Genomic DNA, 12,584 nt, shown 5'->3' on the forward strand with positions numbered 1-12,584 from the left:
ATGGCATATCAAGAGCGTTATCCTCTCAACGATAGCCCTAGTGGCGATACGAAGAGAGACGCTATTTTAAAGAATAGACAAGAAATGCTGAACATTGCCGATGAGATTGATAAAAAGTCAAATGGCAATGGTGGAGGTGGAGGATTACGTAACCGTGTGTTAACAGGTAATTCCACAGGTGGTCAATACAACTACTTAAGTGGTGATAATCTATCGGTAACAATTGATGGAACAGTAACTCCTATTGTAGTTACTTTTGCTGATGGGTTTGATAAAAACGGCACGGTGGATTATATAAAATCGATTACTACACGTGCTACGCCTTGGGTGTTACCAGCAAATACTACTTCGTATTTATATGTGGACTATAACGCATCAACTGGGGCAATTAATTATGATAGCACTACCATTGAGCCGATTATCAGTAACACAACACCTGATACAGCAAGTAATGGTAGTCACTATTACAATGAAATGCTCGGTAGGACTTATGCATACAATGGTCAGCAATGGACGCCTAAAATCCGTGTGTTTTTGGCTGCAGTAGATACTACTTCAACAAGCATAACAACTATAAAGTATATAAATCGTAGTGACAAAACGATTACTAACAAAATGTTACAGGACAATGTTATTACGACTGATAAAGTGAAAGATAAAAGCATCACGGCTGATAAGCTAGGTGATGATGTAACAAAGGTTATTAATAATGTATTAGATAAAGTGTATCCTGTTGGATCTATTTATTGCTCAACTGTAAGTACAAATCCAAAAACATTGTTTGGATTTGGCACATGGGACTATATCGAACAAGGTCGTGTGTTGCTCTCACAAGGTAGCAATTATAAAGCAGGTAGTATTGGTGGTGAGGCAACGCATAAGCTAACTAATTCTGAAATGCCTGTACACAATCATAGTGGTAGCGTTGCAGCTAGTGGAAATCATAATCATGGTGCTAGAGCAGATATACAAGGGAGTCATAATCATGGTGCTTGGGTTGGTCGTAATTATAGTGCGACAGGAAATTATGAAGGTTTTGATAATGGTAGATTTCCGCTTCAAACAAAAGCTGGTGATGTAGGCTCTGCATTTCTTATAACAGAGCTAGGAGGACCTCATACTCATAACATTACTATTGATATAAATGGTTATCATAATCACAGCATACCGAGTGATGGCAGTAATGTAGCACATAATAACATGCAACCATATTTAGCAGTTTATATGTGGAAACGGGTGAGCTGATGAAGTTAAATAGCTTAAAAGAAATGATTGAGGACTACGAACGGTACACGCAGGAGGTTGTTAGTCTTGATGGATTTTACTTTGATAAGGAAGATGGCTCATTTCATGATGACTATTACACCTATTTTAAATTCTTTGACAAACAAGGTTTTTTGTTTTGGTGTGTAAAAACGTTGGATGGTGAAAAATATATCTGTTTATTGCAGACATATGGTTTTTTTAAGCATATGGCAGAATATGTAAAAGAAGTAATGCGGTTAAATGAAATAAAAAAAGTCATTACATTTACTACACGAAATCCTCGAGCTCATTGCCGTAAGTGGAAAATGCAACGGCTTGAATCTGAAGACTATGAATATCGAGGCAAGAAATACTATGCACTGGTTACTGACTATGAACATGTGCATTGAAAGGAGCGTATATGATTATCTTTGATTTACAGTTGTTTGGCGGTGGCAAGAATAAGAATAAATCATCGACAAAGGTTAATTTATTACCGTCAACACAAGAAGAACAACAAGCATTAGCGAGTCAGTTAGATTATATTAATCAAGCTAATCCGGCTGCAAAAAACGCCTTACAAATGGGCAATAACGCAATGAGTGGGGCTAATGTAAATGTTGACTATCAAGGCTTATATAATCGTTATTTGAATCAGAACAATCAAAACTTAAATGACGTTAATAATATGAGCGGACAAACACAAAATGCAATGACCGATAATGCCAATGCTAACGCTCAATATGGTTCAAGCATGGGGAGTGCGATTGACAGTATGAATAATACAGCCAATACCCTTAATGAGCAGTATAAAAATGCGTTATCAGATTTTAACAACAGTTATAGTGGTATTGCTAATGGACAATTACCTACAGCGTATAGCGAAAAGCGTGAGAAAGCGTTAAATAACTCTCTTGAAAATACAGTAGGTAATACGTTATCAGGATTGGCAAGTCGCGGGATTATTAATAGCAGTCAAGCGGATACGGCATTTAATGGAATTAGTAAAAATGCAAGCGATACATTGGCTAATCAATACGCTAGTGATTTAGGTCAAGCCGCACAATTAGCAAGTAATGGATTTGCTAATAATTTGAGTGGTATTAATGCACAACAAGGATTGTGGGCTAATCAATATAGCAATACTATGAATGGTTTGAATAATCAAGCTAATTTAGCTAATCAGACCTATTCTAATACGCTGAATGGCATTAATACAGGTAGCGGATTAACAAATCAAGCAGAAACTATCGCTTACAATCCATTACAGTATGGTGGTACAGCACAGCAAAATGCTGTTCAATATCCAACTAGTTTGTATAGCTTAAGTGCGGCTTTAAACAGTCCAAATAGCAATTTATGGGAGGCAATGATGCGGTCAAGATATGGAGCAAGTAGTGGCAATACGTCATCTACTTCACAGCAAGGTAGTGGCAACTTTATTACAGGGCTTGTGGGTGGTTTTTGTTTTCCTGCAGGCACAGAGGTGGCAACGCCTACAGGAGCAGTTAATATTGAAGCGATTGTTGATGGAGAACAAGTACTTACTTTGGGCGATGTTATCAACGTTATTAAACTGCATAATATGGGAACAAAGCGTATTTATACGTTAAAAACAAGCCGCACTACTGTGAATACAACTGAAACAGAGAAATTTAAGACTCGTGATGGCTGGAAGTTACTGAGTGAATTAGCTATTGGTGATGAAATTATGACAGTACACGACTATGATCGTGTAACTGAAGTAATTGATACAGGCAATGATGAGACTGTTTATGTGCTTGAATGTGACGGTGCTAATACATTCTACGCTAATGGCGTATTGGCTGAAGGTTTGACAGATGATGATAAAAAAGCAAATGAGAAAATTGAAAAAACAGCAGAAGAAAAGACCATTGAAATGGTAGAAGAAAAGCCAAAAGTAAGACGTAGAAGTAAAAAGGCGGCAGAATCCGCAGAACAGGAGGCTTAATTATGGGAATGACTGATGAAGCATTAGGACGTTTAGCCGGAATGTGGTTAGGGCATCGCTGGGGGCGAATTCAAGAAAATAATGCAGCTAAGGCATTAGGCAATATTTATGGATATGATTATGATGCAGAAAAAGCGGCACAACAAGCTGCACAGCAGGCGACTCAACAAGGTATTGATAGCAACCTGTGGAATCAAGCACCTAATGTACAAAATAACATTGCTCAATATACACATCCTAATAATCAAACAGCTTTCAATTTACCGAATGATTCACAAGATAACTTGTGGCAGACTGATTTAACGCAGTATACCCGTCCACAACAGAGCAATAATAATATGTGGCAAGTGACACAGCAACCGAATGTTGCTAGTGGATCGTTACAGGCTAATCAAAATTTATGGCAAACAATGCAAAATCCACAGCCACAGCAGTCAGTACTTAATCAATCTGCAAATAATAATCTATGGAATTTAACGCAACAGCCTAATTCAATGCAGACTTTTGGACAGTTCGTAAACCCGCAAGTAACCTCATTAAACGGCGCTAGTGTTAATGAGGGAAGACCAAATCAAGCTAGCGCTTTACCGGATACACAGAAACCATTGGCAGAAACGAATGGAATGGGGATACCTGACCGTAATGCTATTGCTGCTAATTATCAACGCCAGTTTGGCAAGGATGTTGTGGCACTAGTAAAAGGTGGTATGAATTTAAATGATGCAAAAGTATATGCATCAAATCGCATGCAAAGCAATATTGATAGAGCTTACGGCGACTATGTAACCAAATTTACAGATGATGTACTTGAACCAATGCGGCAGGATATTGTTAATAACCTCATGTATACCACTGATAAAGATGGTAATACGGTGGTAGATACATATAACAGCAGTAAAGTTAAAGGCATGTATAGCGCAGTTACACGATATAACGCACTTGCTCAAAAGGTAGGTGCACAGCAAATTGATATGAATAATTTGGCTAGTGCAGCTGCTATTAATAAACCTAACTTTAAAGATACTACAATGCCTAATGGGCATCTTATCCGCATTGATGGTGATACAGGTGCAGTGCAAGATATGGGTAACTATGGTAAGGTTTCCCCTTACGGTGCACAAAATGGTCATATTATTATGCATGATGATAGTGGTAATGTTAAGGACATTGGTGGTTATGGTGCCGTAAAATTACAACAACTTGATGATGGTACAACATATCTTGTTAGTGCCGATGGAAAAATGCAATTTGTTGGTAAATTCCCTAAAGCTGTTGGCGGTGGTAGAGGTTACGGCGGAACCAGTGGTTTACAAGCTCAACAATTGCGGACACTGGCAAGTCTACATCAAGCTTGGGTTAAACAACACCCGGATGTTGATGAAAATGATAGCCCTTATTATAATGACTTACAATCAGCTCTTACGGGTGGTATTAGTGGTGATAATAGTTCCGCATCAAGTGACGATCATGCAGGTTTGAAAGGTCAAGACAAGGCTGTTGCAGATTTAATTGATAAAAAACGCATGAATGGCGAAAGCCCTGAAAAAATTAAAGCGGAGTTGGAAGATGCATTTGGTAAAGAAAACTATTATATTAATTGGATTTGGTAGAAAGGACTAATTATGAATAGTTTTAGCGATATTAAGAAGAAATATGACAGTGATGATAGCTATAACAGCTTTTCTGAAATAAATACAGCATTCAACGGTGAACCTCAGACAAGTATGCTCGACAATATCGCTAATGTTGCAAGCTCTGCGGTAGATGGGGTACGTGAATTGGCTAGTGGAGTTGAAGACTTTGCTACTAACACTGTAAAAAGTGTTGGGAATTGGTTTGATAATAGCAAACAGGCGTTATCAAATTATTACGATGCAGCAAATAGAGGGCTTGCTGACGGAACAATGATTAACACCGGAGACGGTTATATTATTAATCCCGATAAAAGTGATACACCTGAAGCGGGTGAATTACGTAATCTTGGGAAACAAGCTTATGATACAACAATTGGACATCCTGCAATGTATGCCGCAATGACTCCATATATGCCAGTCCCCATTAAGGCGGCGGCTGGGCTTGCAACCTTACCAACGTTGGCTAGTGATGCAGTGCAAGCATATGATAGTAACATGCAAACCGCCGATGCAACAGGTGGCTCATGGTTTGGGGCAGTAGGGAATACGGTTAAAAATCTATTGATTGACCCATTAGTAGAACCTGTTGAGAAGTGGATTGAAAACCCTGCTAGTCAAGTTGACGCAATTCGTCAAGGCGGTTTAGGCGCCGCTTATGACAATGTGTTAATGCCATTTGAAGGTGCAAGAGGGGCTTATCATTTAGGCAAGGCAGTTACGCCTAAATCAGCAAAAGCTAAAGTGGGGAATGTCATTGATAATGTAAAATCACAAGCATACGATAGCTTTAAGGATATTAGCGATAATTTTAAAAAAGGTGCAGAGACTATTTCAAATGGAGATAGTTTTGCAAGTATTAAACAAGATTTTGCACCGGAGCCAATTCAAGCATTAAATAAGTTCGATGAAACTAGTAGTGAATGGAATGCTGATAACCCTGCGGATATGCAACGGGCGGTATATGACCGCTTACGTAGCGATGGATTTTTCACAGACACAGAAGCAGCGGCAATTACGGGAAATATTGCACAGGAAAGTACATTTGATAAATTTGCTATAAGTAATGATGGAAATAATTCAGTAGGGCTAGTTCAATGGACAGGACCGCGTTTAAAAGACTTTGAGGCGTTTGCAGCTGAAAATAATTTGGACATGTATGATTGGCGTACGCAAGTTGATTTTATTAAGTATGAAATGCAACATAAAGAATCTGCTGCATTTACAGCCATGAGAGAAAATCCGAATGCTACCCCGGAAGAAATGGCAGTTATAGTGCGTGAAAAATATGAACGCCCTGATAAGGCTATGGCTAATGATGCGAATCGTATGGCTAAAGCAAGAGAGGTTTATGACGGGCAAACTAGTCCACATAATAATACTCCGAGCATGGCTGAAGGTAATTATAATCGATTAATAACAGAAACACCTAAAGAAGAGTCATATAATCCTAATACCATTGATTTTAGCAATGAGAATAAAATCGGCGCAGTTGAAGTCGGTAATGAAAAGGCAAATTTAAGCTTATTTGATAAATCTTTTGATCAAGCGGAAACCGTGAACAAGGCAGATAAAAATCTGAATATGTTTGACGAAACTAAGGTTAATTCTGAAAAGCTAAATCCGTATGCGGATATAAAGCCTGCTGAATTGGCAGATAAGATTAAATCTAAAGAAATCGAACCTAAATTCAGAGAGTATGATGCAGAAAAATTGGCTGAATATGAGAAGTACTCAGAAAAAGAGTTATTTGAAAAAACTCGTGACAATGTTATTCAACTTAAAGAAGGGGTTACAGATCCTTTAGGGAATGCTGTAAAAGTAATCTATGATGAATCAAATAAAAGTGCTATAGACCAAATCGCTAACTATTTCATGCGAGGTCATAGTGATGGTGAAATTAGTAGGAAACGTGCATTTGCTACAACTTTGATTAAAGAAACCGCTAGTGAGCCTGACTTAATTTTGAAGCAGGCAAATGGGCGAAATGCATATGTTAGTTATTTTAAAGGAATTGACAATATAACTCATGAGGTCATCGTAAGCCTTGATAAAGCGGATAACGGGAAAATTATTTCTTCTCATGTAGCTGCAGATGGGGCTGGTAATAGAAATAAAGCAATAAAAAAATTCATTTCTGATACGAAAAAAGCTGACGCAATTGTATACGTCAGCTATAGTATTAGAAATGAATTAGAAGGCGGTCCGTCGCAGTATCGCCGCCCGCCATCTAGTGATAGGGTTTCTCCACTGGATACTCAGCTCCACCCATCTAGCAATTTAAATATAGCAGATGCGGTGGAAAAAGTAAAGCCTGATGATGTGCAGTACTTTTCCGACAATCCTAAATCGCCTTATCGATATGTTGAAGGCGAAGAAAATTTAACATCTGACAAACCTGTAAATCGTCAAGAAATTTTTAAAGCTATTGATGAAAATTTTAAATCTATTAGACATGGACGTATTGGGAGAAAAGGTGTTTTAGGATTTTTTAATACTAAAACTGATGCGGTCAGAGTAAGAAATTATGGCGATTTTGAAGCAGCTGCTCATGAATTGGGGCATTATTTGGATAAATATTTTGGATTTACTACCAAAGAACACCAAGCTGAGTTAGTAAAAAATGTACATCGTAGGTTTGGCGGTAGATATGACAAATTGGACTCTACAGGATTGGCAAAAGAAGGGTTTGCTGAATTTTATCGTGACTATACAACGAATAGAGCCAGAGCAAAGGCAGATTTCCCGGAATTCTATGATGAGTTTACTAGTAGATTAAAGGCGGCACCGGAGTTAAATGCACGAGTTGAAAAGGTAAGTGCGGTAATGCATCAGTGGTATCGGCAGAACCCTCATGAACGGATTAAGGGCACAGTTACTTTTGGAGAAGGTACATCTCCTTTAAAAACAGCTATTAAAAATCCAAAAGAAACAGTTACTCAATTTTTGGATGATGCATATACACGAGCTGTTGATGAACTCCATCCATTAGAAAAGATAGTTAGTGAAGTTGAAGATATTACTGGCAAAAAATTAAAATTTGCAGATAATCCATTTATGCAGGCATGGGTATCTCGCGGTTGGGTAGGCAAAGCTGAAGCTTTTTTAGAACATGGTCCGGGCTCCTTTAAAGAAGCCATTGCGGATATCCCCGATAATTTGCACAAAGATTTTTCTGCATATCTTGTAGCAAAACGGCAAATGGATATTTTACGGTGGAACAAGGCACATCCAAATGAAGCAGTATATACTGATAAATCAATTAAAGATGTAATTGCAACAATAGAGCACTATGAAAGCACTTACGGTAGTAAATTTATTGATGCGCAACAAAAAATTGTATCTTACAGCAATAAATTATTGGATTTGATGCGGGATGAGGGGTTAATCAGCCGCAAGGATATTAATGCAATGCGGGCTAAATATCCAAACTATGTACCATTTATCCGTGACTTTGGTGAAGCCGGAATTGATAACTTTGGCAGTAAGGGTGGCGGATTCATGAATGTTCATGCGCCTATTAAGAAAATGAAGGGGAGCGGACGTGATATTGTTGACCCCCTCGAAAGTATCATTAAAAACACCTATGCTACGATTAATGCCATTGAGCGCAACAAGGTAGCAACTGCTTTTGTTAAAATCTCTGAAGTAGAAGGCATGAGTGACATTGTAGAACGGGTAACTGGTACGCCTACATCCAAAGATTTTACATTTTATGTGATGAAAGATGGCAAAAAGACGATTTACCAAACAACACCGGATATTTATCAAGCCTTACAATTTGCTAACGCAGAAAGTTCTAATTGGTTGGTTCAAATGATGAAAACGCCAGCAGGTTGGCTAAGAGCCGGGGCTACGCAATTAAGTCCAGAGTTTATACTGCGAAACCCTGTACGTGATATGATCGGTGCAACAATTTATAGCCAACATGGTTTTATTCCTGTTGTTGATACCTTAAAAGGGATGATGCATTATCTAAAAAAAGACAATGTGTACTGGGATTATAAGAAGAGTGGCGCAGGTAATAGTGCAATGGTAAGTCTTGACCGAAACTATTTGCAAAACTCCATTCGAGACATTTTAAAGAAACCAAATATACTGAAACGAATTGCAACATCACCGCTTGATATAATCCGTGGATTAAATGAAGCGACTGAAATGGCAACACGATTGGCTGAATTTGATAATGCTACAACAGGGTATACAGGCATTATTAATCGTCTTACTCGAGGCAAGAAAAAACCGTTAAGTAATGCCGAAGCAGCAATACAGGCTCGTGATGTAACTCTTGATTTTAGCCGTATTGGTAAGAATACTAAACAAGCTAATAAGATGATTGCATTCTTTAATGCATCATTACAAGGCACGGATAAAATGGTTCGTGCATTTAAGGAAAATCCCGCAGAGATGACGTTTAAAACAGCTGCGTTTATTACATTACCGAGCGTTGCGTTATGGTGGTTAAACAAAGATGACCCCCGTTATCAGGAGTTACCTCAATGGGAGAAGGATGTATTTTGGATTATTCCAACAGAGGATACTTTAATTAAAATTCCGAAGCCATTTGAATTAGGCATCTTATTTGGCACAGTACCGGAACGAGCATTACAGTATGCTTATGATAAAGAAAAGAAGGTAAACGGACGAGGCTTTGAAGGGTTAGCCACTACTGCAATGGATAATATGATGCCATCCTTGATGCCAACAGCAGCTATTCCTTTATTGGAATGGGCAACAAATTATAGTTTTTTCATGCAGCGGAATATTGTACCTCAAAGTATGACTAAATTACCGGATCGTTTACAATCTGATTGGCGCACGTCTTATATAGGAAACCAAGTAGGCAATTTGCTTGATGTATCACCTATGAAAGTTGATAACACCATTAGGGGCTATGGTGGTGGTTTTGGTTCTTTGATTATGGATATGACAGACCGTATGAGTGGTGTGGCAGATACTCGTCCAGCCAAAAAGTGGAATGAGCAACCTGTAATAAAAGGTTTTACCGAAACTCCATATAAGAGTAGTGATAGTGTACAACGATTGTATGATCTCTATAATAATCAAGATAGTCTTGTTAATGCGATGAAGTTAACTGGTGAAAAGCAAGAGGGGTTTGACGCTAAAGTTTACAATCGCACCAAAAGGGCATATCAGACGTTACAGAATTTAAATAAAGCGGCTAAAAAAATAAGGGAAAGTAAGAAGTTAAATAGTCAGCAAAAGAGGGATAAGCTTGACGTTATAGATTTACAGAAGGTTAATGCGGCTAGAAGAGGGCTAGGCTTGCAACCAATTAGTAGATAAAGGAGTAGTTACTTATGGAGCAATCTAACCCAATATATGATATTTCATGGTGGGCGTCATTAATTGGCGTTATGTTAGGTGTGGCTAGCATCTTAGGCTGGTTTATAAAAGTTGTGATTTTTGACCGTTGGGAAGCGAAACAGTCTGTAACTGAAGTTAAACGGCTTAAAACTGATGAAGCGGTTAGTGATATTAAATCAGTAACGCAAAATACATCATCAGATGTTCAGAAGATTTTATTAAGTGTAGAACGCACTAATGCTACATTGACAGAACATAATCATCGCCTTGAATCCCAAGAGGAACGGATTCAACGTCTTGAAAACAAGATTTTGTGGGGCGGTGAAAAGCTGTGAACTTGTTGAATCTATATAAAAGGGTAAAGGTTGCCGACCTAAAAATCGGCAATCTACTGTTTTATGAAATTGTAATAGGTATATCCCTATTACCGTTAATCTTTGTAGTGTTTTTGTTATTATACATTTGGTTTGCACACATTACAGACGAATGGGCATTTAAAGTAGTTGAATATGCGATTAAGATTATTAATGCTATCCTTACAGGTCAGGTAATGGCTTGTATTATTGCATATGGTGCTAAGCTTAAAGATAGTAATAGTAATGGAATAAGCGATGATGATGAAAGAGGTACAAAATGAAGGTTGTAGACGTATCTGAACATAATGGACAAGTTGACTTTGGAGAATTAAGAGCAGCCGGTGTAGAAGGTGCCATTATTAGATTGGGATTTGGCAAGAATGGATTGGATAGCCAATTTTACAATAATATCAATAAGGCTATTGAAAGCGGAATGAAAGTAGGTGTATATCACTATTCTTACGCTCTTGACGAAGCTGATGCGGAAATAGAAGCTCAATTTATTATTAATACGCTGACGCAGAGCGGATTAACACCAGAGCGCTTAGAGCTTGGAGTATGGCACGATATGGAAGATGGCGATGGCTACAAGGAACGCCATGGAATGCCGAGTAATCAAACATTAACCAATATTTCAAGCGTTGTAATTAATCGGCTATGGCAAGCCGGCTATAACAATGCAGGGCTATATGCATCGTATGATTATATTGTTAATAAGTTACTTATGGATCAATTAGGTTGTGACATATGGTATGCTCAATATAACTATAAGATGGACTGGAGAGACACTCGTATTAAGCTTTGGCAATATACCATGAGCGAAAATATCAACGGGCAATTATACGATATGAGTCGTACTGTGTAAGCTGTAAGGAGTGTTATTATGGGTAAGGTAAAATTGTATTTAACTCAGCATAAAAATGCTATAACGGTCATAATTGGGGCTATTGCAGTGGTTTTGGTGGTATTGATTGTAGGGCATAGTCAAGATAAAATTCCGCAGAAAGCCGACATAGTATCTACGGATACACTCAATAATTCGATTGCTTTATCTCATAAGCTTAATGTATCGCCAGCTGATGCGGTAAAAATTCAGAGGGAAATACAAATTGTACAGCAAAAAGAGCCTGTAGTTAGTTACTATGTACAGGCTCCGGATATAAATTTGGCGGCTAGGCAAACACAAAAAGCTATTAATGACCATGAATCTTCACTGCCGGCTATAGTTAATGAAAAGAGTGACAGGACGATGGTTATTCCTAATGAGGAGTCACAAAAAGTTGACGTCTATAAAGTCAATTTAGAAAAGAGTCATAAAATAAAGGCTGGAATGACTGTGATAGAAGACAAGCTATATCCAACAGTAGGATATCAAGCAGGGCAATTTGAAGGTCTTGTGCATCTCAAAGATAATGGCATAAAAGGTGCTAGTATTCTCTATACAGTGGTGGAATGGTAGTATATACTATATATAGAGAGACTAGTAGTGAGCGAACGTCTTACAAGGGTAGCATGCGTGCTGCCCTTGTTTAGTTAAACGGCAAAAAAACGGCAAAAAATGTGTAGAAAAGACATATTTTTATAGATATTATTTTTTATAAAAAACATGATTAAGTGGCGTTATTTCTTGTTTTTATAAAAAAGTAGACAAATAAAATCGATACGGAGTATAATGAGCGTATATAGGTTATTATTTTTGTGAAGGAGGCTATTACTTCAATGGCAAAAGCAAAATTCGAACGTACTAAACCGCATGTTAACATCGGTACTATCGGTCACGTTGACCATGGTAAAACTACTCTTACTGCAGCAATCACTAAAGTTCTTGCTGAAGAAGGTAAGGCTCAATTCCAAGATTACAGCATGATCGACAAAGCTCCGGAAGAACGTGAACGTGGTATCACCATCAACACTTCCCACGTAGAATATGAAACTGAAAATCGTCACTATGCACACGTTGACTGCCCGGGTCATGCCGACTATGTTAAAAACATGATCACCGGTGCTGCTCAGATGGACGGCGCTATCTTGGTTATCGCTGCAACTGACGGC

10 protein-coding genes are annotated in these 12,584 nt (G+C 38.2%); all 10 read left to right on the forward strand.

What is annotated here, in order from left to right; all coding sequences use genetic code 11:
* A complete protein-coding gene (locus EO124_RS06610; protein ID WP_127058858.1) occupies window positions 1-1,245 on the forward strand; it encodes a phage baseplate protein in 1,245 nt (414 codons plus the stop codon).
* Window positions 1,227-1,655, forward strand: a complete 429-nt coding sequence (locus EO124_RS06615; RefSeq protein ID WP_127058859.1) for a hypothetical protein — start codon at window positions 1,227-1,229, stop codon at window positions 1,653-1,655. Before EO124_RS06610 ends, EO124_RS06615 begins: the two co-directional genes overlap by 19 nt.
* Before the next feature lie 11 nt (window positions 1,656-1,666).
* Window positions 1,667-3,217: a Hint domain-containing protein gene (locus EO124_RS06620; RefSeq protein ID WP_127058860.1), complete on the forward strand. Its 1,551-nt coding sequence runs from the start codon at window positions 1,667-1,669 to the stop codon at window positions 3,215-3,217.
* Between the two features lie 2 nt (window positions 3,218-3,219).
* Window positions 3,220-4,827, forward strand: a complete 1,608-nt coding sequence (locus EO124_RS06625) for a hypothetical protein (protein ID WP_127058861.1) — start codon at window positions 3,220-3,222, stop codon at window positions 4,825-4,827.
* A gap of 12 nt (window positions 4,828-4,839) precedes the next feature.
* The gene (locus EO124_RS06630) at window positions 4,840-10,155 is read left to right on the forward strand and encodes a phage tail tip lysozyme (RefSeq protein WP_127058862.1); all 5,316 of its coding nucleotides are present in this window, start codon (window positions 4,840-4,842) and stop codon (window positions 10,153-10,155) included.
* Between the two features lie 14 nt (window positions 10,156-10,169).
* Window positions 10,170-10,511, forward strand: a complete 342-nt coding sequence (locus tag EO124_RS06635; RefSeq protein ID WP_127058863.1) for a hypothetical protein — start codon at window positions 10,170-10,172, stop codon at window positions 10,509-10,511.
* A complete protein-coding gene (locus tag EO124_RS06640) occupies window positions 10,508-10,813 on the forward strand; it encodes a hypothetical protein (RefSeq protein WP_127058864.1) in 306 nt (101 codons plus the stop codon). Before EO124_RS06635 ends, EO124_RS06640 begins: the two co-directional genes overlap by 4 nt.
* Window positions 10,810-11,397, forward strand: a complete 588-nt coding sequence (locus EO124_RS06645) for a GH25 family lysozyme (RefSeq protein WP_127058865.1) — start codon at window positions 10,810-10,812, stop codon at window positions 11,395-11,397. The genes EO124_RS06640 and EO124_RS06645 overlap by 4 nt, the downstream gene beginning before the upstream one ends.
* 18 nt (window positions 11,398-11,415) lie before the next feature.
* Window positions 11,416-11,991 (forward strand): hypothetical protein, encoded by a 576-nt coding sequence (locus EO124_RS06650; protein WP_127058866.1) that lies wholly within the window; start codon window positions 11,416-11,418, stop codon window positions 11,989-11,991.
* A gap of 260 nt (window positions 11,992-12,251) precedes the next feature.
* A partial coding sequence (locus EO124_RS06655) for a GTP-binding protein (RefSeq protein ID WP_206512548.1) occupies window positions 12,252-12,584 on the forward strand: 333 nt, incomplete at its 3' end.

Source organism: Veillonella ratti (assembly GCF_003992115.1).
GTDB lineage: Bacteria > Bacillota > Negativicutes > Veillonellales > Veillonellaceae > Veillonella_A > Veillonella_A ratti.